A 21,914-nucleotide genomic window follows, 5' to 3' on the forward strand; every position below is an offset into this window, starting at 1 on the left:
GGGCTGATGTCAGCCCCGCCGGCGATTGAGGCGCGGGGTCTGGGGCGGAGCCCCTGGGGGTACCTCCCGGCGGTAGCTGGGGGAGAAACGGTGAAAGGGCGGGGCGGGGAGACGGCTGCGCGCAGCGGCCCGCGACCCCGCCCCCGGGGAGCGGCGGGGCCGGATACCCTGGGGGGCGACCATCACGCCCCCGACCCGAGGAATCGCGACCACCGTGTTCGATACGCTTTCCGACCGCCTCAGCGCGACCTTCAAGTCCCTCCGGGGCAAAGGCCGCCTCTCCGAGCAGGACATCGACGCTGCGGCGCGGGAAATCCGTATCGCCCTCCTCGAGGCCGACGTCGCGCTCCCCGTCGTCCGCTCGTTCATCGCGAACGTCAAGGAAAGGGCCCGCGGCGAGGAGGTCAGCAAGGCGCTGAACCCCGGCCAGCAGGTCCTGAAGATCGTCAACGACGAACTGGTCTCCATCCTCGGCGGCGAGACCCGCCGCCTCCGCTTCGCCAAGACCGCGCCGACCGTGATCATGCTGGCCGGTCTCCAGGGTGCCGGTAAGACCACCCTCGCCGGAAAGCTCGGCCTCTGGCTCAAGGGGCAGGGCCACTCCCCGCTCCTCGTCGCGTGCGACCTCCAGCGCCCCAACGCCGTCAACCAGCTCAGCGTCGTCGCCGAGCGCGCCGGCGTGGCCGTCTACGCGCCCGCCCCGGGCAACGGCGTCGGCGACCCGGTCCAGGTGGCCAAGGACTCGATCGAGTACGCCCGCACCAAGCAGTACGACATCGTCATCGTCGACACCGCCGGCCGCCTCGGCATCGACCAGGAGCTGATGCAGCAGGCCGCGGACATCCGCGACGCCGTCAGCCCCGACGAGATCCTCTTCGTCGTCGACGCCATGATCGGTCAGGACGCGGTCAACACCGCCGAGGCCTTCCGCGACGGCGTCGGCTTCGACGGCGTGGTGCTCTCCAAGCTCGACGGCGACGCCCGCGGCGGTGCCGCGCTCTCCATCGCGCACGTCACCGGCAAGCAGATCATGTTCGCCTCGAACGGCGAGAAGCTCGACGACTTCGACGCCTTCCACCCGGACCGCATGGCGGGCCGGATCCTCGACATGGGTGACATGCTCACCCTCATCGAGCAGGCCGAGAAGACCTTCTCGCAGGCCGAGGCCGAGAAGATGGCGGCCAAGCTCGCCAAGGGCCCCAAGGAGTTCACGCTCGACGACTTCCTGGCCCAGATGGAGCAGGTCCGCAAGATGGGCTCCATCTCCAAGCTCCTCGGCATGCTGCCGGGCATGGGCCAGATCAAGGACCAGATCAACAACATCGACGAGCGCGACGTGGACCGCACCGCCGCGATCATCAAGTCGATGACCCCGGCCGAGCGCCAGGACCCGACGATCATCAACGGCTCGCGCCGCGCCCGTATCGCCAAGGGTTCCGGCGTCGAGGTCAGCGCCGTCAAGAACCTCGTCGAGCGGTTCTTCGACGCCCGCAAGATGATGTCCCGCATGGCCCAGGGCGGCGGGATGCCGGGCATGCCCGGCATCCCCGGGATGGGCGGCGGCCCCGGCCGGCAGAAGAAGCAGGTCAAGCAGGCCAAGGGCAAGCGCAAGAGCGGCAACCCGATGAAGCGCAAGGAAGAGGAGGCCGCGGCGGCGGCCCGGCGCGAGCAGGGCGGCCAGCCCGCCCTCCCCGCCGCCGGCGGCAACCCGTTCGGCCTCCCGGCGGGCGGCGGCCAGCCCGGCCAGGACTTCGACCTGCCGGACGAGTTCAAGAAGTTCATGAAGTAGGCGGTCACAGCCCGGGGGCCCCGTCGTGCACGCACGGCGGGGCCCTTCCGCTGCGCGGGCAAGGGGGAGGTTTGTCCCTTATGGTCGGCCGGGAGGACGGCATAAGGAGGCGCCCCCGTGCCCAGCCCCACCCCCGTACCGCCGCGCGACCGGGCCGACACCCCCTGGCGCTCCGAGGGCGCCCCGCCCAGCCCGCCGCCCCGCAGGAAGCCGCCCGGCGGCTGGCGCGGGCTGATCCTCGCCGCCCTGATCGTCTACCTGATCACCAACGTCGTGCTGTCCTTCTTCAACGAGGGCGACGGGCCGACGATCTCGTACACCGAGTTCAGCAAGCAGGTCACCGACGGCAACGTCGAGAAGATCTACTCCAAGGGCGACGCCATCCAGGGCGAGCTGAAGAACAAGCAGCCCGTCCCCGGCGGCCACGGCGACTACCGCAAGTTCGTCACCCAGCGCCCCGCCTTCGCCGACGACCAGCTGTGGACCGGACTCACCTCCAAGGGCGTCACCGTCACCGCCTCCCCGGTCGTCGAACAGCGCAGCTTCCTGGCCAACCTGCTGATCTCCCTCGCCCCGATGCTGCTGATCGTGGCCCTGTGGCTGCTCATCGCCCGGCGGATGGGCTCCGCCCTGGGCGGGGCCGGCGGATTCGGCCGCAAGGCCCCGCCCAAACCCGTCGAGCTGGAGGGCGCCCAACGCACCACCTTCGACGACGTGGCCGGCATCGACGAGGTCGAGGGCGAGCTCAGCGAGGTCGTGGACTTCCTCAAGCACCCCGAGCAGTACCGCAGGCTCGGCGCCCGCATGCCCGGCGGCGTGCTGCTCGCCGGGCCGCCCGGAACCGGCAAGACCCTCCTCGCCCGGGCCGTCGCGGGCGAGGCCGGGGTGCCGTTCTTCTCGGCCTCCGCCTCCGAGTTCATCGAGATGATCGTCGGCGTCGGCGCCTCCCGGGTGCGCGAGCTGTTCGCCGAGGCCCGCAAGGTGGCCCCGGCGATCATCTTCATCGACGAGATCGACACCATCGGGCGGGCCCGCGGCGGCTCCGCCGCCATGGGCGGCCACGACGAGCGCGAGCAGACCCTCAACCAGATCCTCACCGAGATGGACGGCTTCTCCGGCTCCGAGGGCGTGGTCGTCATCGCCGCCACCAACCGCGCCGACGTCCTCGACCCCGCCCTGACCCGCCCCGGCCGCTTCGACCGCACGGTCGCGGTCTCACCGCCCGACAAGGCGGGCCGCGAGGCGATCCTGCGCATCCACACCCGCGACATCCCCCTGGTGCCCGGCGTCGACCTGGCCCAGGTGGCCCGCACCACCCCCGGGATGACCGGCGCCGAGCTCGCCAACCTCGCCAACGAGGCCGCCCTGCTGGCCGTCAAGCGCCGCCAGGACGCCGTCACCCAGGCCGACCTCTCCGACGCCCTGGAGAAGGTCCAGCTGGGCGCCGAGCGCCCCCTGGTGATGCCCCAGGAGGAACGCCGCCGCACGGCCTACCACGAGAGCGGCCACGCCCTGCTGGGCATGCTCCAGCCGGGCGCCGACCCCGTCCGCAAGATCACCATCGTGCCGCGCGGCCGCGCGCTGGGCGTCACCCTCTCCACCCCCGACGCCGACCGCTACGCCTACACCGAGCCCTACCTGCGGGGCCGCATCATCGGCGCGCTCGGCGGCATGGCGGCCGAGCACGTGGTCTACGACGTGATCACCACGGGCGCCGAGAGCGACCTCGAACAGGTCACCAACATCGCCCGCGGCATGGTCGGCCGCTGGGGCATGAGCGAGCGCGTCGGCCGCCTCACCGCGATCCCGTCCGACGGCCAGGGCCCGTACGGCCTGACCGCCGCCCCCGCCACCCTCGACGCCGTGGACCACGAGATGCGGCGGATCGTCGACGAGTGCTACGAGGAGGCCTGCCGCCTGCTCACCGAGCACCGCCCGAAGCTCGACGCCCTGGCGGAAGCCCTGCTGGCCGCCGAGACCCTCGACGAGCACGCGGCCTACGAGGCGGCCGGCGTCCCCCGCCTCGCCAAGGACCACGGCACGCACTGAACGTCAGGCCACCCGGGCGATGACGTACCGGAGGATGTTCGGCAGCCACACGGCGCCGTCGGACCGCTCGTACGGGTGAAGCGCCTCCGCCAGCTCCTTCTCCGCCAGCGCCGGGTCCGCCGCCGAACAGGGCCCGGCCCCGGTCCCCGCGACGGGGTACAGCCCGGTCGACAGCAGCCCGCGCACGGCGCTGTCCGCGTCGGCGTACCCGAACGGGCAGAACACCCGCCCCGACCCGTCCGGCACCAGCCCGGCCCCCTCCGCCACCGCGTCCAGGTCCCGGACCACCGGCCCGCCGCCCAGCACCGCCGGCACCGTGCACCGCTCGGCCGGCCCCCAGCCGGCCAGCACCACCGCCCCGCCCCGCCGCACCGACGGCAGGGCCGCCGCCAGCACGCCCGGGCCGGGCTCGAAGGCCAGCAGCACGTCGTAGGGGCGCGCCGCGGGCACCGGGGGAGCGGCCACCACCTCCAGCAGCCGCTCCCGGGCCAGCGCCCGCAGGGCCGGGTCGGCCTCCACGCCCGTGGCGGCGGCGCCCCGTCCGGCGGCCAGCAGCAGGGCCAGCCCGGCCCCGCAGCCCAGGCCCAGCAGCCGGGTGCCCGGCCCGACCTCCAGCCGGTCGTAGACCGCCTCGTACAGCGGTACCAGCATCCGTTCCTGGATCTCCGCCCAGTCCCGGGCGACGAGCGTCGCCGTCGGCGTCGGTGTCATCGAAAGAGCGCTCCTGATTCCGTCTCGCCCCCTTGCCCCCGTTGCCAGAGAACTCCCCATCGGCCCCCGCGTCCAGAGGAGTGCGCCACCCGATTCACGCATCCGGTGCCCGGCGCCGTACCATTCGCGCCATGGCAAAGGCACCCGTTCTCACCCCGCAGGCGGAGGATTTCCCCCGCTGGTACCAGGATCTGATCAACAAGGCCGAGCTGGCCGACAACGGTCCGGTCCGCGGCACCATGGTCATCCGACCGTACGGCTACGGCCTGTGGGAGCGGATGCAGCAGGAGATGGACGCCCGGATCAAGGAAGCCGGTGCCCAGAACGCCTACTTCCCGCTGTTCATCCCGCAGTCGTACCTGACGAAGGAGGCGGAGCACGTCGAGGGCTTCGCCCCCGAGCTCGCGGTCGTCACCCACGGCGGCGGCAAGGAGCTCGAGGAGCCGGTCGTCGTCCGGCCCACCTCCGAGACGATCATCAACGACTACTTCTCCAAGTGGGTCCAGAGCTACCGCGACCTGCCCCTGCTGATCAACCAGTGGGCCAACGTCGTCCGCTGGGAGATGCGCCCCCGCGTCTTCCTCCGTACGAGCGAGTTCCTCTGGCAGGAGGGCCACACCGCCCACGCCACGTACGAGGACGCCCGCGACTACGCCGCGCACATCCACCGGAACGTGTACGGCGACTTCATGACCAACGTGCTCGGCATCGACGTCGTGCTCGGCCGCAAGACCCCCAAGGAGCGCTTCGCCGGCGCCATCAACACCCTCACCCTCGAGGGCATGATGGGCGACGGCAAGGCCCTGCAGATGGGCACGAGCCACGAGCTCGGCACCAACTTCGCCAAGGCCTTCAACACCTCCTACCTCTCCAAGGAGGGGCAGCAGGAGATGGTCTGGCAGACCTCGTGGGGCGTCTCCACCCGTATGGTCGGCGGCCTGATCATGTCCCACGGCGACGACAACGGCCTGCGCGTCCCGCCGCGCCTGGCGCACGTCCAGGTCGTCGTCATGGCGATCAAGGGCGACGAGGCCGTGGCCAAGGTCCGCGAGCTCGGCGCCCAGCTGAAGGCCTCGGGCCTGCGCGTGCACGTGGACGACCGCGTCGACACCCCCTTCGGCCGCCGCGCCGTGGACTGGGAGCTCAAGGGCGTACCGGTCCGCATCGAGATCGGCCCCCGCGACCTGGAGAACGGCACCGCGATGCTGGCCCGCCGCATCCCCGGCGGGAAGGAGCCGGTGCAGATCGAAGCGCTGGCCGACCTGCTGCCCAAGGTGCTCGACGAGGACCAGGCCCAGCTGCTGCGCGAGTCCCGCGAGCGCCGGATCTCCCGTACGACCGACGTCGCCACCATCGAGGAGGCCTCCGAGGCCGCCCTCGCCGGCGGCTGGGCGCGGATCCCGTGGAGCGTCCTGGGCCCGGAGGGCGAGGCCAAGCTCGGCGAGCAGGCCGTGACCGTCCGCTGCCTGGTGGCCGAGGACGGGTCGGTTCCCGAGGCCGACGACGCTCCCGGTACGCTCGCGATCGTCGCGCGCTCGTACTGAGTTCCAGCTCCACGCCCCCGGCGCGCGGCTCCGTCCGCACGCCGGGGGCTGGTTCTTTTCACCGGCGTTACGTACCGACTCCTCCTGGGATCGGCGCACCCGTCCTCGTCAGGACGCATGAGAGTGAACTGACTGGTACGTGCAAAAAATTTGGAATGGCCCGGAATCGGAACACCGGGGCACCCCGGCTCGTTGTCACGACGTGAGCACGACACCACCTGTTCTCGCCGCAGAGCTGGCGCAGGCGTGGGCCGACATTCAGCGGTACCACCCCGAGCTGCCTGACCTTGCCGCGCCCGAGTCCCTGATCGGAGAGTCCTCGTCCGCCTGTGGCGCCGAGCTCTCCTTCGAGCGACTGCTGCACGAGGCAGTCCACGGCATCGCGGCCGCCCGCGGAGTGCGTGACACCTCGCGAGCGGGCCGCTACCACAACCGCAGATTCCTCGCGATCGCCGAGGAGATGGGGCTGGACCACTCCGAGGAGCCGCACGCGAGCAGCGGGTTCTCCCTGGTCTTCCTCAATCCCGAGGCCAAGAAGCGCTACCGGCCCACGATCGAGCGGCTCCAGCGCGCCCTCAAGGCGCACATGGTCGCCACGGCCGCCGACACCAAGCGCAGCTTCCGAGGTCCGGCCGCCCGGCACGGCTCCTCCGGCGGCGGCGTGCGCGTCAAGGCGGTCTGCGACTGCGGGCGCAACGTCCGGGTCGTGCCCTCCGTCCTGGCCCAGGCGCCGATCGTGTGCGGCGGCTGCATGAAGCCGTTCCGCATCCCCGAGGTCGCCACCGCGGCGGCTTCCTGACGCGGCGCCCCCGGCGGGCGGGTGGTGGTGATCCGCAGTGATCCTCCCCGCTCGGAGGCGCCGCAGGCATGTGGCACAATGGGCAGCTGTACTCGACAGTCGCATAGGACCCCTCTCTCCTCCGGCTGACGCGTCCATCGGGCACCCGAGTACCGCAACCCCACGTGGCATCTCAAGTGCCCAACCACGTCAAGTTCAGGAGACACCACTCCAGTGGCAGTCAAGATCAAGCTCAAGCGCCTCGGTAAGATCCGCTCCCCTCACTACCGCATCGTCGTCGCCGACGCCCGCACCCGCCGGGACGGCCGCGCGATCGAGGAGATCGGCATCTACCAGCCGACGTACAACCCCTCGCGCATCGAGGTCAACGCCGAGCGCGCGCAGTACTGGCTCTCCGTGGGCGCCCAGCCCACCGACGCCGTTCTCGCCATCCTGAAGCTCACCGGTGACTGGCAGGCGCACAAGGGCCTCCCGGCCCCCGCGCCGCTGCTGCAGCCGGCGACGAAGGAAGACAAGCGTCGTTCCTTCGACGAGTTCGCCAAGGCCCTCGAGGGCATCGGCGAGGCCAAGGGCGAGGCCATCACGCAGAAGAAGAAGGCCGACAAGAAGGCGGACGAGGCTGACGCCGCCGCCGAGTCGACCGAGGCCTGAGCATGCTCGAGGAGGCTCTTGAGCACCTCGTAAAGGGCATTGTGGACAACCCCGACGACGTGCAGGTCGCCTCGCGCAACCTGCGCCGCGGGCAGGTGCTCGAGGTCCGGGTGCACCCCGAAGACCTCGGGAAGGTGATCGGCCGCAACGGCCGCACCGCACGTGCACTGCGTACCGTCGTGGGCGCCATCGGCGGGCGGGGGATCCGCGTCGACCTCGTCGACGTGGACCAGGTCCGCTGAGCAGTTGAATCACCGGCACGGGCCGGGGAGGGCATTCGTGCCCGCCCCGGCCCGTCGTCGTCTGAACAGGAGAGAGTTGTGGAGCTGGTAGTCGCGCGGGTCGGCCGCGCCCACGGGATCAAGGGTGAGGTCACCGTCGAGGTGCGGACCGACGAGCCGGAGCTGCGACTCTCGCCCGGCGCGGTCCTCCGCACCGACCCGGCGTCGGCCGGTCCCCTGACCATCGAGACGGGCCGGGTGCACAGCGGCCGGCTCATGCTGCGGTTCGCGGGGGTCAAGGACCGCACCGCGGCCGAGGGGCTGCGCAACATCCTCCTCATCGCGGACGTGGACCCCACGGAGCTGCCGGAGGAGGAGGACGAGTACTACGACCACCAGCTGATGGACCTGGACGTGGTGCTGGAGGACGGCACCGAGATCGGCCGGATCACCGAGATCTCCCACCTGCCCTCGCAGGACCTGTTCATCGTCGAGCGCCCGGACGGCTCCGAGGTGATGATCCCCTTCGTCGAGGAGATCGTCGCGGAGATCGACCTGGAGGAGCAGCGCTGCGTCATCACCCCGCCGCCGGGGCTGATCGACGACCGCGCCGAGGTCGCCTCCGCGCGTGACGCCGAGGCTTCCCCCGAGGCCGAGAAGTCCGGGGACGACGCCTGATGCGGCTCGACGTCGTCACGATCTTCCCCGAGTACCTGGAGCCCCTGAACGTCTCCCTCGTGGGCAAGGCACGGGCCCGCGGGCAGCTCGACGTCCACGTGCACGACCTGCGCGACTGGACGTACGACCGGCACAACACGGTCGACGACACCCCGTACGGCGGCGGCCCCGGCATGGTCATGAAGACCGAGCCGTGGGGCGAGGCCCTGGACGCGGCCCTGGCCGACGGCTACGAGTCCGGCGCGCACGGCCCCGTGATGGTCGTCCCCACCCCCAGCGGCCGGCCCTTCACCCAGGAACTGGCCGTCGAGCTCTCCGAGCGACCCTGGCTGATCTTCACCCCGGCCCGGTACGAGGGCATCGACCGCCGCGTCATGGACGAGTACGCCACGCGCATGCCCGTCTACGAGGTCTCCATCGGCGACTACGTGCTGGCGGGCGGCGAGGCCGCCGTCCTGGTCGTCACCGAGGCCGTCGCCCGGCTGCTGCCCGGGGTCCTCGGCAACGCCGAATCGCACCGCGACGACTCCTTCGCCCCCGGCGAGATGGCCAACCTGCTGGAAGGCCCCGTCTACACCAAGCCCCCGCAGTGGCGCGGGCGGGAGATCCCCGACGTGCTGCTCAGCGGTCACCACGGGAAGATCGCCCGCTGGCGCCGGGACGAGGCCTTCCGCCGCACCGCGCGGAACCGGCCCGACCTGATCGAGCGCTGCGAGGCCTCCGCCTTCGACAAGAAGGACCGCGAGATCCTGAGCATCCTGGGCTGGAAACCGTCCGGAGACGGCCGATTTTGGCGCAGGCCGGAGGTCGTGGAAGAATAGGCGGCTGCTGTGTGCTCGCGTACGCCCCTGCCACAGGGGGATCGTCGTCCGCCGGGTGACACGGCTCTCGAATTCTCTACGGAAACCCCGCACCGGCGACCTGTGGCGTCGTGCGAAGAAAGCAGACGAACTCATGTCTCACCTGCTCGATGGCGTCAACGCCGCCTCCCTGCGTACGGACGTCCCGGCCTTCCGCCCGGGTGACACGATCAACGTGCACGTCCGCGTGATCGAGGGCAACCGCTCCCGTATCCAGCAGTTCAAGGGTGTTGTCATCCGCCGCCAGGGCTCCGGCGTCTCGGAGACCTTCACGGTCCGCAAGGTCTCCTTCAGCGTCGGCGTGGAGCGTACCTTCCCGGTCCACTCCCCGATCTTCGAGAAGATCGAGCTCGTCACCCGCGGTGACGTGCGTCGCGCCAAGCTGTACTTCCTCCGTGAGCTCCGCGGCAAGGCCGCGAAGATCAAGGAGAAGCGCGACCGCTGATCTCCTCTCCGGGTCCACGGGAAGGCCGGATAGGCTCCACCCCGATGGACACCGAAGCAGAGCTCACACAGCGCGGCCACTCCTCCCCCGAACAGGGGGAGGGGCGGTCGCGCTCTGCTGTTTCCAGGTCCTGGCGCCGGGCCGGGGCGCTCGGCGCGGCCTGCACGGTCTTCCTCCTGCTGGTCAGCAACTTCGTGGTCCAGCCCTTCCTGATCCCGAGCCGCTCCATGGAGCCGACCCTGAAGGTCGGCGACCGGATCCTGGTGAACAAGCTGGCGTACCGTTTCGGCGCGACCCCGCAGCGGGGGGACGTGGTGGTCTTCGACGGCACCGGGTCCTTCGTACGGGAACCCGCCCGCGGCAACCCGGTCGGCGACGCCCTGCACGGGGCCGCCTCGGCGCTGGGGCTCGCGGAGCCCTCCGACACTGACTTCGTGAAGCGGGTCGTGGGGGTCGGCGGGGACGACGTGGTGTGCTGCGACGCCGGCGGCCGGATCCAGGTCAACGGGAAGCCCGTGGCGGAGCCGTACCTGTACCCCGGGGACGTCCCCTCCGAGGTGCCGTTCCGCATCGTCGTCCCGCTGGGGACCCTGTGGGTCATGGGCGACCACCGTTCCCAGTCCCGGGACTCGCGCGACCACCTGGGCGAGCCGGGCGGGGGGATGGTGCCGGTGGAGAAGGTGATCGGGCGGGCCGACTGGATCGGCTGGCCGATGTCCCGCTGGGGCTCGCTGCCCCCGGCGCCCGCCACCGGGGGCCCGCATGGGTAGCCGGGGGCGCCCGCCGGAGCCCCGGCCGGAGCCGGCGGAGGGCGGGGGCCGGGCCCAGCGGCGCCGGATGGCGCGCAAGCAGCGCCGGCGCCGGCGCACCCGGCGGGTCGGCGAGCTGCCGCTGCTGGTGGCGGTGGCCCTGTGCATAGCCCTGCTCCTCAAGACCTTCCTGGTCCAGGCGTTCTTCATCCCGTCCGGTTCGATGGAGCAGACGATCCGGATCGGCGACCGGGTGCTGGTGGACAAGCTGACCCCGTGGTTCGGCTCCAAGGTCGAGCGGGGCGACGTCGTCGTCTTCAAGGACCCCGGAGGATGGCTCAAGGGCGAGGCGGCCCGGCCCGCCCCGGACCCGGCCGGGGTGAAGCAGATCAAGCAGACCCTCACCTTCATCGGCCTGCTGCCCTCCGCCGACGAGCAGGACCTGATCAAGCGCGTCATCGGCACCGGCGGCGACACCGTGGCCTGCTGCGACAACCGGGGACGGGTGACCGTCAACGGACGTCCGCTCGATGAGCCTTACGTGTCACCCGGGAACTCGCCCTCCGACATCCCCTTCGAGGTGCACGTACCCGCCGGGCGCCTCTTCGTGATGGGCGACCACCGGGCCAACTCGGCCGACTCCCGCTACCACCTCGACGAGGCGTTCGAGGGCACCATCGACGAGAAGGGCGTGGTCGGACAGGCCGTGGTGATCGCCTGGCCGTTCGGGCACTGGCGCCGGCTGGAGCAGCCCGCGACCTTCCTCGACGTTCCGGATCCCGCCCGTGCCGGGCGGCGGCAGCGGCCCGGCCGTCGCCGCCGGGGCACCGCGTTCGCATAGTGTGTTCCCGGTCTCCCGCGCCTTAGGGAACTCCCGCTCGTTAAGGGAGGGGAGGGCCCGCTCCCGATCCGGCGCGGGCGGTCGTTTCCGAGTGAGGAGTGGATGTGGGGGATGTGGCGGTAGGCGCTCGATCCGGACGCGATGAGGGCGAGGAGCGGCCGGACGATGCCGTCACGCACGAGACCGACGAGGCGGCTGCGGAGGAGAAGCAGCACCGTTCCTTCTGGAAGGAGCTCCCGCTCCTCATCGGCATCGCCCTGGTGCTGGCCCTGCTGATCAAGACCTTCCTGGTCCAGGCGTTCTCGATCCCGTCCGACTCGATGCAGAACACGCTGCAGCGCGGCGACCGGGTGCTCGTGGACAAGCTGACCCCCTGGTTCGGCTCGGAGCCCGAGCGCGGCGAGGTCGTCGTCTTCCACGACCCCGCGCACTGGCTGGAGGGGGAGCCCACCCCCGAGCCCAACGTCGTGCAGAAGGTCCTCAGCTGGATCGGCCTGATGCCGTCCGCCGAGGAGAAGGACCTGATCAAGCGGACCATCGCCATCGGCGGGGACACCGTGGAGTGCAAGCGGGGCGGACCGGTCGTCGTCAACGGCAAGCCGCTGGACGAGCCGTACATCTACCCCGGCAACACCCCCTGCGACGACGCCCCGTTCGGCCCGGTCACCGTCCCCAAGGGCAAGATCTGGGTGATGGGCGACCACCGCCAGAACTCCCAGGACTCCCGCTACCACATGCAGGACTCCACCCAGGGCTTCGTGCCCGTCTCGGACGTCGTCGGGCGCGCGGTGGTCGTCGCCTGGCCGGTCACCCGCTGGGCCACCCTGCCGGTCCCGGACACCTTCGACCAGAAGGGCATCGACAAGCAGCTCCCGGCCCCCCTGCACTCCCCGCAGGCCTCCGGCCTCGGCGTGGCCGACGTCAACTCGGCGGCCCTGGGGCTCGTGGGCGCCGTGCCGATCGTCCTGTGGCGCCGGCGGAGGCTGACCAAGACGCCTACCGCCGGGTAGGGTGCCGCCCAGGCCGGCCATCGCCGGGTGGCGGCCATCTCCGGGTATGGGGGCGCACCGATGGGCGGAACACAGGCAATACGCGCGAGCGGCAGAGACGGCCGCGGCGGGCTCGGCAACGCGTTGTCGGGCATCGCCGTGGCCATCGGCTTCGCGCTCTTCCTCGGCGGCTTCGTCTGGGGAGCGCTGGTGTACCAGCCCTACACGGTCCCGACGAACTCCATGGTCCCCACGGTGCAGCCCGGTGACCGGGTGCTGGCGCAGCGGATCGGCGGCGCCGAGGTGCACCGCGGGGACGTGGTCGTCTTCAAGGACTCGCAGTGGAGCGACTCGCCCATGGTCAAGCGGGTCGTGGCCATCGGCGGCGACACCGTCGGCTGCTGCGGGCAGGGCGGCCGGCTGACCGTGAACGGAAAGCCGCTGGAGGAGTCGTACGTGGACCAGGCCGGGCGCGACGCGCTGGCCGCGGGCACGACCAACTTCGAGGTCACCGTGCCCGAGGGCAACCTCTTCCTGATGGGCGACCGGCGCTCGGGCTCCCTGGACTCGCGGGCCCACCTCCAGGACGCCGGCCAGGGGACGGTTCCCCGGTCGGCCGTCGTGGCCCGGGTCGACGCCCTGGCCTGGCCGAACACGGGGATGCTGGAGCGGCCGCAGGTCTTCGCCGCCCTGCCCGGCGGGACCTCGCAGCCCGGGCCGCTGCGGCTCCAGGTGGGCGCGGTGGTGGCCGGTGCCGCCCTCGTCGTCCTGGGGGCCGCCTACGGGCCGGTGGCCCGGGTCCTGGGGCGCGGACGGGGACGGGGGCGTCCCGGTGGACGCTGAGCGGGGCGCGCGACCGCCGCGGAAGGTCTCCCGGGTGATCCTGCTGGACCCCGCGGACCGGATCCTGCTGCTGCACGGCTTCGAGCCGGACGACCCCTCCGACGCCTGGTGGTTCACCCCGGGCGGCGGGCTGGAGGGCGACGAGACCCGCGAGGAGGCCGCGCTCCGCGAGCTCGCGGAGGAGACGGGGATCACCGAGGTGGAGCTCGGGCCCGTGCTGTGGCACCGCTACTGCTCCTTCCCCTTCGACGGCAGGCGCTGGGAGCAGGACGAGTGGTACTTCCTGGCCCGGACCGCCCAGACCGGCACCGCGCCGACGGGGCTCACCGAGCTGGAACGGCGCAGCGTCACGGGGGCGAGGTGGTGGACCTCCGAGGAACTTCTCGCGGCCCGTGAGACGGTGTACCCGACCAAGCTCGCCGGGCTGCTGAGGACGCTGCTCGACGACGGTCCCCCGGACGCTCCGGTGGTCCTGCCCCCGGAAATCGTTTAGGGGCGCACGGCGCTGGCGCACAATAGGGGGACGCACGGCTGAAGGGGAACATGCCATGAGCGCCGAGGACCTCGAGAAATACGAGACCGAGATGGAGCTGAAGCTCTATCGGGAGTACCGCGACGTCGTCGGGCTGTTCAAGTACGTGATCGAGACGGAACGTCGTTTCTACCTCACCAACGACTACGAGATGCAGGTGCACTCGGTCCAGGGGGAGGTGTTCTTCGAGGTCACGATGGCCGACGCCTGGGTCTGGGACATGTACCGGCCCGCCCGCTTCGTCAAGCAGGTGAGGGTGCTGACCTTCAAGGACGTGAACATCGAGGAGCTCAACAAGAGCGACCTCGAACTGCCGGGCGGCTGATCCGGCCGAGAGGGCCCTTCGGGGCCCTTTTCTCACTCGTGAGGGTGAGCGCTCCCTCCACAACGCCCGGGTTGTCCACCAAGATCCACTCGGTGGGCCGGGACGCGCGATCGTCGGTGCCGGAGGTGGTGCCGGATGAACGCGAAGGGCGTGGCACGACAGGCATTGGGCCGATACGGCGAGGAGCTCGCCGTACGGCGGCTCACCGAGTCGGGGATGACGGTGATCGCCCGGAACTGGCGGTGCCGGGCCGGGGAGATCGACATCGTCGCGCGGGACGGGGACGCCCTCGTCGTGTGCGAGGTCAAGACCCGCCGTACGGGGGACTTCGAGCACCCCATGGCCGCCGTCCGGGCCGGCAAGGCCGAGCGGCTGCGCCGGCTCGCCGGGCGCTGGCTCGCCGACCACGGGGGGCCGCCGCCGGGCGGGGTGCGGATCGACCTGGTCGGGGTCCTGCTGCCCAGGCGCGGCGCGCCCGTGGTGGAGCACGTCAGGGGGGCCGCCTGATGGGGTTCGCACGGACCTGCTCGGTGGCCCTGGTCGGCGTCGAGGGCGTCGTCGTGGAGGTCCAGGCCGACCTCGAACCGGGCGTGGCGGCCTTCACCCTGGTGGGGCTGCCCGACAAGACCCTGGTCGAGAGCCGGGACCGGGTACGGGCCGCGGTGGTGAACTCCGGCGCGCCCTGGCCGCAGAAGAAGCTCACGGTCGGACTCAGCCCGGCCTCCGTGCCGAAGTCCGGGGCCCATTTCGACCTGGCCGTGGCGGCGGCCGTCCTGGGGGCCGCCGAGGTGGTCGACCCCGGGGCGATCGCCGACCTCGTGCTGATCGGGGAGCTGGGCCTGGACGGCCGGGTCCGCCCGGTGCGGGGGATCCTGCCGGCCGTGGTCGCCGCCGCCGAGGCGGGGTACCGGCAGGTGGTGGTGCCCCAGCAGTGCGCCGCCGAGGCCACCCTGGTCCCGGACGTGTCGGTGCTGGGCGTGCGCAGCCTGCGGCAGCTGATCGCCGTGCTGACCGACGCGCCGGTACCCGAGGAGGACCCGCCGGAGGCGCAGGGGCGCCCCGACCCGATGCTGGCCGGACTGCTCCTGCCCGGCGCCGGATTCGGGGCGGGCCTGGCCCGGGGCGCGGAGGCGGGCCCGGACCTCCCCGACCTCGCCGACGTGGCCGGCCAGCACGGCGCCCGCCGGGCCCTGGAGGTGGCCGCCTCCGGGGGCCACCACCTCTTCCTCAGCGGGCCGCCGGGCGCCGGCAAGACGATGCTCGCCGAACGGCTGCCCGGGATCCTGCCGCCGCTCACCCGCCAGGACTCCCTGGAGGTGACGGCCGTCCACTCGGTCGCGGGAATCCTGCCGCCCGGCGAACCACTGGTCTCCCGGCCCCCCTACTGCGCCCCGCACCACTCGGCGACCATGCAGTCCCTGGTCGGCGGCGGCGCCGGGATCCCCAGGCCGGGCGCGGTCTCCCTGGCCCACAAGGGCGTTCTCTTTTTGGACGAGGCGGCCGAGTTCAGCGCCAAGGTCCTCGACGCCCTGCGCCAGCCGCTCGAAGCCGGGCACGTGGTCATCGCCCGGGCCGCCGGGGTGGTACGGCTGCCCGCCCGCTTCCTGATGGTCCTCGCGGCCAACCCGTGCCCCTGCGGTCGGCACACCCTGGGCGGGTCCGGCTGCGAGTGCCCCTCCTCCGTGATCCGGCGCTATCAGGCCCGGCTGTCGGGCCCGCTGCTCGACCGGGTCGACCTCAGGGTCGAGGTCGAGCCGGTCACCCGCTCCGACCTGCTGGGCCGGGGTGGCCGGGGCGAGGGCACGCGGGCTGTCGTCGACCGGGTGCGGGAGGCCCGGGAGCGGGCCGCCGCCCGGTACGGGGGCACCCCCTGGCGGCTCAACGCCGAGGTGCCCGGACACGAGCTGCGCACCCGCTGGCCCGCCGGCCCCGGAGCCCTGGCCCAGGCCGAGCGGGAGATGGAGCGCGGGCTGCTCACCGCCCGGGGGCTGGACCGGGTACTGCGGGTCGCCTGGACCGTGGCCGACCTGCGCGGCCGCGACCGCCCCGAGGCGCTGGACGCGGCCGTGGCACTGGAGCTGCGCACCGGGATCGCCCGCGGCGCGGCGCAGGTCCTGGGGGCGGGGCCGTGACCGCCGCCGGGCGGCCGGACGCCGGACCGCCGGACGCCGGACCGCCGGGCGCACGGACGGAAGCCGCCGGACCGCCGGATGCCGGCCGGCGGGACGCCGGATCCTCGGGCTCCCGGACGGACGCCGCCGGGCGGCCGGATGCCGGTCGGACGGACGCCGGACCGCCGGGCGCACGGACGGCCGCCGCCGGGCAGTGGGAGGCCGGGCGCGGGGCCGCCGGGCAAGAGGGCGCCGGTCCGCGGGGTACCGCATGGCTCGGCGCAGGGGAGGGCGAGGCGGAGATGTCGGCGCGGGCCGCGCTGACGCGGGTGCTGGAGCCCGGGGACGAGCAGGGCGGGCGCTGGCTGCGGGAGCTCGGGGCCGTCGCCCTGATGCGGCTGCTGACCGGGCGCGACCCCGGTTCGGCCCCCGGGCCGCTGACCGGGGTCGGCCCCGAGCGGCTCGCCGGGTACCGCAGGCGGGCGGCGCTCGCGGAGCCCGCGCGGGACCTGGAACGGGCAGCCGAGGACGGCGTCCGGTTCGTCTGCCCGGGCACACCGGAGTGGCCGACCCAGCTTGACGACCTCGGCGACGCCAGGCCCGTCGGACTGTGGCTGCGGGGCCGGCCGAACCTGCGGACCTGGGCGCTGCGCTCCGTCGCCGTGGTCGGGGCCCGCGCCTGCACCCCGTACGGGGCCCACATGGCGCAGACCCTGGCCGCCGGGCTCGCCGAGCGGGGCTGGGTGGTGGTCTCCGGGGCCGCGTACGGGATCGACGGCGCCGCCCACCGCGGGGCGCTGGCCTCCGGCGGAGCCACGGCCGCGGTACTGGCCTGCGGGGTGGACACCGTCTACCCCCGCGGACACGCCGGGCTGCTCGGCCGGATCACCCGCCAGGGGCTGGTCCTCGGCGAGCTGCCGCCCGGCAGCCATCCCACGCCCAGCCGGTTCGTCCTGCGCAACCGCGTCATCGCCGCCCTCACCCGGGGGACCGTCGTCGTGGAGGCCGCCCGGCGCAGCGGCTCCCTCGTCACCGCCCGCCGCGCCCAGCGGCTGGGCCGCCTCACCATGGGTGTCCCGGGCCCCGCGACCAGCGGCCTCTCGGCCGGGGTGCACGAGCTGCTGCGGGGCGAGGCCGTTTTGGTCACCGACGCCGCCGAGGTGGTCGAACTGGTCGGGGACATGGGCGAGCTGGCCCCCGTCCGGCGCGGCCCCGTCCTCGCCCGCGACCTGCTCGATCCCGCGGCCGCGCGGGTACTCGAAGCCCTCCCTGCCGGCCGGCCCGCCGACGTGGAGGAGATCTCCCTCGCCGCGGGCACCGGTACCGATGAAGTCATCGGCAGACTGTACGAACTTCACTCTCTGGGGTTCGTCGAACGGCAGGGCGACGCCTGGCGGTTGACCCGCCCCGGACCGAAGGGAGGGGCGTAATCCGGAGCCGTCCGGCGAGGCGGTCGTTGACCTGGGGCGTTCCGGTGAAAGAGTGAAGGCGATGAGAGACGCGGTCTTCCCCGAGGCGGCCGCCCGGGCCGTGCGCGAGGCGCCGGTCCCGGGCCGCCCCCGCGGGTCGGGACGCCCCTGCGCCCCTGCGGCATCCCGTACTCTTCGCGCACCGCGACACTTCCGTCACGCTACGCTCCCAAGGAATCCCGCTCCGGCAAAGGCGAAGCATGCCCCAGCACACCTCAGGGTCCGACCGCGCTTCGGTGCCACCCGCTGCCCGTGGCGGCGTGCGGTCCACCGAGCCCTCGTCCCTGGAGCTGCTCTGGCGCTCATACAAGGACTCGGGTGACGAACGGCTGCGGGAGCAGCTGATCCTGCACTACTCGCCGCTGGTCAAGTACGTGGCGGGCCGGGTCAGCGTGGGCCTGCCGCCCAACGTGGAACAGGCGGACTTCGTCTCCTCCGGGGTCTTCGGACTGATCGACGCGATCGAGAAGTTCGACATCGAGCGGTCCATCAAGTTCGAGACGTACGCGATCACCCGCATCCGCGGCGCGATGATCGACGAGCTGCGCGCGCTGGACTGGATCCCGCGCTCCGTCCGCCAGAAGGCCCGCGCCGTCGAGCGCGCCTACGCCACGCTGGAGGCCCAGCTGCGGCGCACCCCGACGGAGGGCGAGGTCGCCGGGGAGATGGGCATCGGCGTCGAGGAACTCCACACCGTCTTCAGCCAGTTGTCCCTGGCCAACGTGGTCGCCCTGGAGGACCTGCTGCACGTCGGCGGGGAGGGCGGCGACCGCCTCTCCCTGATGGACACCCTGGAGGACACGGCCGCCGACGACCCGGTGGAGGTGGCCGAGGACCGGGAACTGCGCCGGCTCCTCGCCCGGGCCATCAACACCCTCCCCGAACGGGAGAAGACCGTCGTGACGCTCTACTACTACGAGGGCCTCACCCTTGCCGAGATCGGCAACGTCCTGGGCGTCACCGAGAGCCGGGTCAGCCAGATCCACACCAAATCCGTGCTCCAGCTGCGCGCCAAACTCGCCGACGTCGGCCGCTGAGCCGCCCCCGGCGGCGGACGGGAGCCGGACGGCCGGTGGAGCTTGCGCACCCTCCGTACAGTGGTGACGTGCCCAGGATTCGAGCGGCCTCCGTGGCCGAGCACCGGTCGATGCAGCGCGGCGCCCTGTTGGACGCGGCGCGTTCCCTGCTGTCGGAAGGCGGGACCGAGGCCCTGACCTTCCCCGCCCTCGCGGAGCGCACGGGTCTCGCCCGGTCCTCCGTGTACGAGTACTTCAAGTCGCGCGCGGCCGTCGTCGAAGAACTGTGCGCCGTGGACTTCCCCGTCTGGGCCGCCGAGATCGAGGCCGCCATGGAGGCCGCCGAGACCCCCGAGGGGAAGATCGAGGCGTACGTGCGCAGCCAGCTGGAGCTGGTGGGCGACCGCCGGCACCGGGCGGTGGTGGCCATCTCCGCCGGCGAGCTGGACGCGGGCGCCCGGGAGAAGATCCGCGCCGCGCACGGCGGCCTCGTCGCCATGATCGTGGAGGCGCTGGAGTCCCTCGGCCGGCCCGAGCCCCGGCTGGCCGCGATGCTGCTCCAGGGGGTCGTGGACGCCGCGGCCCGCCGGATCGAGCTGGGCGCCGCCGAGGACCCGGCCGTCATCACCACCACCGCCGTCTCGATGGCCCTGCGCGGCATCAGCGGCTGAGCGCGGGCGCCTCCGGGGCGGACGGCAGCAGCCGGGGCGCGGACCGGGGGAGCAGGGCCAGCGGGTTGCGGTAGGCGTCCTCGCCCGCCAGCAGCCCCCAGTGCAGACAGGGCCCCGGGCAGTGGGAGCCCTCCGTGAGCACCGCCACCACCTGTCCCGCGGTGACCGCCTCCCCCTCCGCCACCAGCGGCCGCACCGGCTCGTAGGTGGTCCGCAGCCCGCCCGGGAGGGTGAGGGAGAGCACGCCCCGGCCCGCGACCGGCCCCGCGAAGTGGACCCGCCCCGGCCCCACGGCCCGCACCTGCGCCCCGGCCGGCGCCGACAGGTCCACCCCCCGGTGCCCCGCCGCGTACGGGGTCGGGGGCGGGTCCCACCAGCGGGCGACGGACAGCGGCGCCGGCAGGGGCCTGACCGCCCGGAAGGCCCCCTCGGCGGGCACGGCGCCAGGGGCCGGGACCAGCGCCCCGGACAGCGCGAACAGCAGGGTGAGCAGCAGTGTCGTCGTCATGCGCCCAGGGTCCCGCGCGGGACCGGCGGCCCGCCCCCGCCTGTGGACGGGCGAAAGGGTGTGGACAACGGCGTCACCCGGCATACCGCCGGGTCCCGTACACTTCTTGTGGCGATCCGGGTCACCGGGTCGACTTCGCACGCCCCAGCGCCGACCGGTTCCGGTCGGGCGACAGCGTCTCTCGGTCCCTTCATGGGGCAGGGCGCGGCGGGGCGTCAGGAACCAAAACCGAGAAACCAAGGAGATGGCCATGGCCGTCGTAACGATGCGGGAGCTGCTGGAGAGCGGCGTCCACTTCGGTCACCAGACCCGTCGCTGGAACCCGAAGATGAAGCGCTTCATCTTCACCGAGCGCAACGGCATCTACATCATCGACCTGCTCCAGTCGCTGTCGTACATCGACCGCGCCTACGAGTTCGTGAAGGAGACCGTCGCGCACGGCGGTTCCATCATGTTCGTCGGTACGAAGAAGCAGGCGCAGGAGGCCATCGCCGAGCAGGCGACCCGCGTCGGCATGCCGTACGTCAACCAGCGCTGGCTGGGTGGCATGCTCACCAACTTCTCCACCGTCTACAAGCGCCTCCAGCGTCTGAAGGAGCTTGAGGCGATCGACTTCGAGGACGTCGCCGCCTCGGGTCTCACCAAGAAGGAGCTCCTGGTCCTCTCCCGCGAGAAGGCCAAGCTGGAGAAGACCCTCGGTGGTATCCGCGAGATGTCGAAGGTTCCCAGCGCCGTCTGGATCGTCGACACCAAGAAGGAGCACATCGCCGTCGGTGAGGCGCGCAAGCTGCACATCCCGGTCGTCGCGATCCTCGACACCAACTGCGACCCCGACGAGGTCGACTACAAGATCCCGGGCAACGACGACGCCATCCGCTCCGTCACCCTGCTCACCCGCGTGATCGCCGACGCCGTCGCCGAGGGCCTCATCGCCCGCTCCGGCGCTGCGACCGGTGACTCGAAGCCGGGCGAGAAGGCCGCCGCCGAGCCGCTCGCCGAGTGGGAGCGCGACCTGCTCGAGGGCGAGAAGAAGGCTGACGCCGAGGCCCCCGCCGCCGAGGCCCCCGCGGCCGAGGCTCCGGCCGTCGAGGCCCCGGCCGCCGACGCCGAGCAGGCCTGACCCACTGAGAGCGCCCGGCGTTCATCCGCCGGGCACTCGCAGCACGGACGATGACGGCGGGGGAGCCGCGCGACGAGCGCGCTCCTCCGCCGTTCACCCGTAGATCTACGACTTCGAGAGAGAATCACAGACTCATGGCGAACTACACCGCCGCTGACGTCAAGAAGCTCCGCGAGCTCACCGGCGCCGGCATGCTGGACTGCAAGAACGCGCTCGTCGAGGCCGACGGTGACGTCACCAAGGCCAACGAGATCCTGCGCGTCAAGGGCCTGAAGGGCGTCGCCAAGCGCGAGGGCCGTTCCGCCGAGAACGGTGCCGTCACCTCCCTGATCTCCGAGGACGCCACCTCCGGCGTGCTCGTCGAGCTCAAGTGCGAGACGGACTTCGTGGCCAAGAGCCCGAAGTTCCTGGCCGTCGCCGACCAGCTCGCCGCCCACGTGGCCGCCACCAAGCCCGCCGACATCGAGGCGCTGCTGGCGTCCGAGATCGAGGCCGGCAAGACCGTCCAGGCGTTCGTGGACGAGGCCAACGCCAACCTCGGCGAGAAGATCGTCCTGGACCGCTTCGCGGCGTACGAGGGTGCCTTCGTGGCCTCCTACATGCACCGCACCATGCCCGACCTGCCCCCGCAGATCGGTGTCCTGGTCGAGCTGGACAAGGCCGACGCCGACCTGGCCAAGGGCATCGCCCAGCACATCGCCGCCTTCGCGCCGAAGTACCTCACCGCCGAGGACGTCCCGGCCGAGATCGTCGAGTCCGAGCGCCGCGTCGCCGAGGAGACCACCCGCGCCGAGGGCAAGCCCGAGGCCGCGATCGCCAAGATCGTCGAGGGTCGCGTCAACGGCTTCTTCAAGGACGCCACGCTGCTCGGCCAGCCGTACGCGCTGGACAACAAGAAGTCCGTCCAGAAGGTTCTGGACGAGGCCGGTGTCACCCTGAAGCGCTTCACCCGCATCAAGGTCGGCATCTGAGTCCGTCCGTACGCGACGGACA

Annotated in this window: 24 protein-coding genes; 22 read left to right on the forward strand and 2 right to left on the reverse strand. The window is 72.4% G+C overall.

The window, feature by feature from the left end:
• The first annotated feature begins 214 nt into the window (after positions 1-214).
• Entirely contained in the window at positions 215-1,789 is a 1,575-nt protein-coding gene (gene ffh, locus ACFVXK_RS07825) for a signal recognition particle protein (protein ID WP_389610639.1), read from the forward strand.
• 117 nt (positions 1,790-1,906) lie between these two features.
• Positions 1,907-3,838, forward strand: a complete 1,932-nt coding sequence (gene ftsH / locus ACFVXK_RS07830) for an ATP-dependent zinc metalloprotease FtsH (RefSeq protein WP_389610640.1) — start codon at positions 1,907-1,909, stop codon at positions 3,836-3,838.
• 3 nt (positions 3,839-3,841) lie between these two features.
• Here the strand turns inward: ftsH and ACFVXK_RS07835 are convergent, their stop codons facing one another.
• A complete protein-coding gene (locus ACFVXK_RS07835) occupies positions 3,842-4,549 on the reverse strand; it encodes a methyltransferase type 11 (RefSeq protein WP_389610641.1) in 708 nt (235 codons plus the stop codon).
• Positions 4,550-4,680: 131 nt separating this feature from the next.
• On the opposite strand from ACFVXK_RS07835, the gene proS reads away from it, so the two are divergent.
• From proS to ACFVXK_RS07925, 18 genes are all read left to right on the forward strand, one after another.
• Positions 4,681-6,093: a proline--tRNA ligase gene (gene proS / locus ACFVXK_RS07840; RefSeq protein ID WP_389610642.1), complete on the forward strand. Its 1,413-nt coding sequence runs from the start codon at positions 4,681-4,683 to the stop codon at positions 6,091-6,093.
• A 202-nt stretch (positions 6,094-6,295) separates the two neighbouring features.
• Complete coding sequence (locus ACFVXK_RS07845; protein ID WP_389610643.1) at positions 6,296-6,892, forward strand: hypothetical protein; 597 nt, start codon at positions 6,296-6,298, stop codon at positions 6,890-6,892.
• 213 nt (positions 6,893-7,105) lie between these two features.
• Positions 7,106-7,543, forward strand: coding sequence for a 30S ribosomal protein S16 (gene rpsP, locus ACFVXK_RS07850; protein WP_042810018.1), 438 nt, complete (start codon positions 7,106-7,108; stop codon positions 7,541-7,543).
• Positions 7,544-7,545: 2 nt separating this feature from the next.
• A complete protein-coding gene (locus ACFVXK_RS07855) occupies positions 7,546-7,785 on the forward strand; it encodes an RNA-binding protein (RefSeq protein ID WP_042810017.1) in 240 nt (79 codons plus the stop codon).
• Positions 7,786-7,863: 78 nt separating this feature from the next.
• Positions 7,864-8,442, forward strand: a complete 579-nt coding sequence (gene rimM, locus ACFVXK_RS07860; RefSeq protein WP_389610644.1) for a ribosome maturation factor RimM — start codon at positions 7,864-7,866, stop codon at positions 8,440-8,442.
• A complete protein-coding gene (gene trmD, locus ACFVXK_RS07865) occupies positions 8,442-9,263 on the forward strand; it encodes a tRNA (guanosine(37)-N1)-methyltransferase TrmD (RefSeq protein WP_389610645.1) in 822 nt (273 codons plus the stop codon). The genes rimM and trmD overlap by 1 nt, the downstream gene beginning before the upstream one ends.
• Positions 9,264-9,396: 133 nt before the next feature.
• Positions 9,397-9,747 (forward strand): 50S ribosomal protein L19, encoded by a 351-nt coding sequence (gene rplS, locus ACFVXK_RS07870; RefSeq protein WP_030227407.1) that lies wholly within the window; start codon positions 9,397-9,399, stop codon positions 9,745-9,747.
• Between the two features lie 44 nt (positions 9,748-9,791).
• On the forward strand, positions 9,792-10,517 hold the full coding sequence (lepB, locus tag ACFVXK_RS07875; protein WP_389610646.1) for a signal peptidase I: 726 nt from the start codon (positions 9,792-9,794) through the stop codon (positions 10,515-10,517).
• Positions 10,518-10,584: 67 nt separating this feature from the next.
• Positions 10,585-11,337 (forward strand): signal peptidase I, encoded by a 753-nt coding sequence (lepB, locus tag ACFVXK_RS07880; protein ID WP_389610647.1) that lies wholly within the window; start codon positions 10,585-10,587, stop codon positions 11,335-11,337.
• A gap of 113 nt (positions 11,338-11,450) precedes the next feature.
• The gene (gene lepB / locus ACFVXK_RS07885) at positions 11,451-12,347 is read left to right on the forward strand and encodes a signal peptidase I (protein WP_389610648.1); all 897 of its coding nucleotides are present in this window, start codon (positions 11,451-11,453) and stop codon (positions 12,345-12,347) included.
• A gap of 60 nt (positions 12,348-12,407) precedes the next feature.
• Positions 12,408-13,169 (forward strand): signal peptidase I, encoded by a 762-nt coding sequence (gene lepB / locus ACFVXK_RS07890; RefSeq protein ID WP_389610649.1) that lies wholly within the window; start codon positions 12,408-12,410, stop codon positions 13,167-13,169.
• Positions 13,159-13,662, forward strand: coding sequence for an NUDIX hydrolase (locus ACFVXK_RS07895; RefSeq protein WP_389610650.1), 504 nt, complete (start codon positions 13,159-13,161; stop codon positions 13,660-13,662). Before lepB (ACFVXK_RS07890) ends, ACFVXK_RS07895 begins: the two co-directional genes overlap by 11 nt.
• Before the next feature lie 55 nt (positions 13,663-13,717).
• The gene (locus tag ACFVXK_RS07900) at positions 13,718-14,026 is read left to right on the forward strand and encodes a DUF2469 domain-containing protein (RefSeq protein WP_014675276.1); all 309 of its coding nucleotides are present in this window, start codon (positions 13,718-13,720) and stop codon (positions 14,024-14,026) included.
• Between the two features lie 135 nt (positions 14,027-14,161).
• Positions 14,162-14,533 carry a YraN family protein gene (locus ACFVXK_RS07905; protein WP_389610651.1) on the forward strand — a complete coding sequence of 124 codons (372 nt, stop codon included), beginning with the start codon at positions 14,162-14,164 and terminating at the stop codon, positions 14,531-14,533.
• Positions 14,533-16,158, forward strand: a complete 1,626-nt coding sequence (locus ACFVXK_RS07910) for a YifB family Mg chelatase-like AAA ATPase (protein WP_389610652.1) — start codon at positions 14,533-14,535, stop codon at positions 16,156-16,158. The genes ACFVXK_RS07905 and ACFVXK_RS07910 overlap by 1 nt, the downstream gene beginning before the upstream one ends.
• A 281-nt stretch (positions 16,159-16,439) precedes the next feature.
• Complete coding sequence (dprA, locus tag ACFVXK_RS07915; RefSeq protein ID WP_389610653.1) at positions 16,440-17,567, forward strand: DNA-processing protein DprA; 1,128 nt, start codon at positions 16,440-16,442, stop codon at positions 17,565-17,567.
• Positions 17,568-17,806: 239 nt separating this feature from the next.
• Positions 17,807-18,643: an RNA polymerase sigma factor WhiG gene (gene whiG, locus ACFVXK_RS07920; RefSeq protein WP_389610654.1), complete on the forward strand. Its 837-nt coding sequence runs from the start codon at positions 17,807-17,809 to the stop codon at positions 18,641-18,643.
• 92 nt (positions 18,644-18,735) lie between these two features.
• The gene (locus tag ACFVXK_RS07925; protein ID WP_389610691.1) at positions 18,736-19,293 is read left to right on the forward strand and encodes a TetR/AcrR family transcriptional regulator; all 558 of its coding nucleotides are present in this window, start codon (positions 18,736-18,738) and stop codon (positions 19,291-19,293) included.
• Here the strand turns inward: ACFVXK_RS07925 and ACFVXK_RS07930 are convergent.
• Positions 19,283-19,801 (reverse strand): M23 family metallopeptidase, encoded by a 519-nt coding sequence (locus ACFVXK_RS07930; protein WP_389610655.1) that lies wholly within the window; start codon positions 19,799-19,801, stop codon positions 19,283-19,285. The genes ACFVXK_RS07925 and ACFVXK_RS07930 overlap by 11 nt on opposite strands.
• A gap of 250 nt (positions 19,802-20,051) precedes the next feature.
• On the opposite strand from ACFVXK_RS07930, the gene rpsB reads away from it, so the two are divergent.
• Both rpsB and tsf read left to right on the forward strand, forming a co-directional pair.
• On the forward strand, positions 20,052-20,921 hold the full coding sequence (gene rpsB, locus ACFVXK_RS07935) for a 30S ribosomal protein S2 (RefSeq protein ID WP_389610656.1): 870 nt from the start codon (positions 20,052-20,054) through the stop codon (positions 20,919-20,921).
• A 134-nt stretch (positions 20,922-21,055) separates the two neighbouring features.
• Positions 21,056-21,892, forward strand: a complete 837-nt coding sequence (gene tsf / locus ACFVXK_RS07940; protein ID WP_389610657.1) for a translation elongation factor Ts — start codon at positions 21,056-21,058, stop codon at positions 21,890-21,892.
• The last annotated feature ends 22 nt before the right edge of the window (positions 21,893-21,914 follow it).

Origin of the sequence: Streptomyces sp. NPDC058157 (genome assembly GCF_042884105.1) — a bacterium.
Lineage (GTDB): Bacteria > Actinomycetota > Actinomycetes > Streptomycetales > Streptomycetaceae > Streptomyces.

Coding starts and splice junctions, on each gene's coding strand:
- ACFVXK_RS07835 (WP_389610641.1), bottom strand. CDS start 4,549: ATGACACCGACGCCGACGGCGACGCTCGTCGCCCGGGACTGGGCGGAG.
- proS (WP_389610642.1), top strand. CDS start 4,681: ATGGCAAAGGCACCCGTTCTCACCCCGCAGGCGGAGGATTTCCCCCGC.
- ACFVXK_RS07855 (WP_042810017.1), top strand. CDS start 7,546: ATGCTCGAGGAGGCTCTTGAGCACCTCGTAAAGGGCATTGTGGACAAC.
- trmD (WP_389610645.1), top strand. CDS start 8,442: ATGCGGCTCGACGTCGTCACGATCTTCCCCGAGTACCTGGAGCCCCTG.
- rplS (WP_030227407.1), top strand. CDS start 9,397: ATGTCTCACCTGCTCGATGGCGTCAACGCCGCCTCCCTGCGTACGGAC.
- lepB (WP_389610646.1), top strand. CDS start 9,792: ATGGACACCGAAGCAGAGCTCACACAGCGCGGCCACTCCTCCCCCGAA.
- lepB (WP_389610647.1), top strand. CDS start 10,585: ATGGCGCGCAAGCAGCGCCGGCGCCGGCGCACCCGGCGGGTCGGCGAG.
- lepB (WP_389610649.1), top strand. CDS start 12,408: ATGGGCGGAACACAGGCAATACGCGCGAGCGGCAGAGACGGCCGCGGC.
- ACFVXK_RS07900 (WP_014675276.1), top strand. CDS start 13,718: ATGAGCGCCGAGGACCTCGAGAAATACGAGACCGAGATGGAGCTGAAG.
- ACFVXK_RS07905 (WP_389610651.1), top strand. CDS start 14,162: ATGAACGCGAAGGGCGTGGCACGACAGGCATTGGGCCGATACGGCGAG.
- ACFVXK_RS07910 (WP_389610652.1), top strand. CDS start 14,533: ATGGGGTTCGCACGGACCTGCTCGGTGGCCCTGGTCGGCGTCGAGGGC.
- dprA (WP_389610653.1), top strand. CDS start 16,440: ATGTCGGCGCGGGCCGCGCTGACGCGGGTGCTGGAGCCCGGGGACGAG.
- whiG (WP_389610654.1), top strand. CDS start 17,807: ATGCCCCAGCACACCTCAGGGTCCGACCGCGCTTCGGTGCCACCCGCT.
- ACFVXK_RS07930 (WP_389610655.1), bottom strand. CDS start 19,801: ATGACGACGACACTGCTGCTCACCCTGCTGTTCGCGCTGTCCGGGGCG.
- rpsB (WP_389610656.1), top strand. CDS start 20,052: ATGGCCGTCGTAACGATGCGGGAGCTGCTGGAGAGCGGCGTCCACTTC.
- tsf (WP_389610657.1), top strand. CDS start 21,056: ATGGCGAACTACACCGCCGCTGACGTCAAGAAGCTCCGCGAGCTCACC.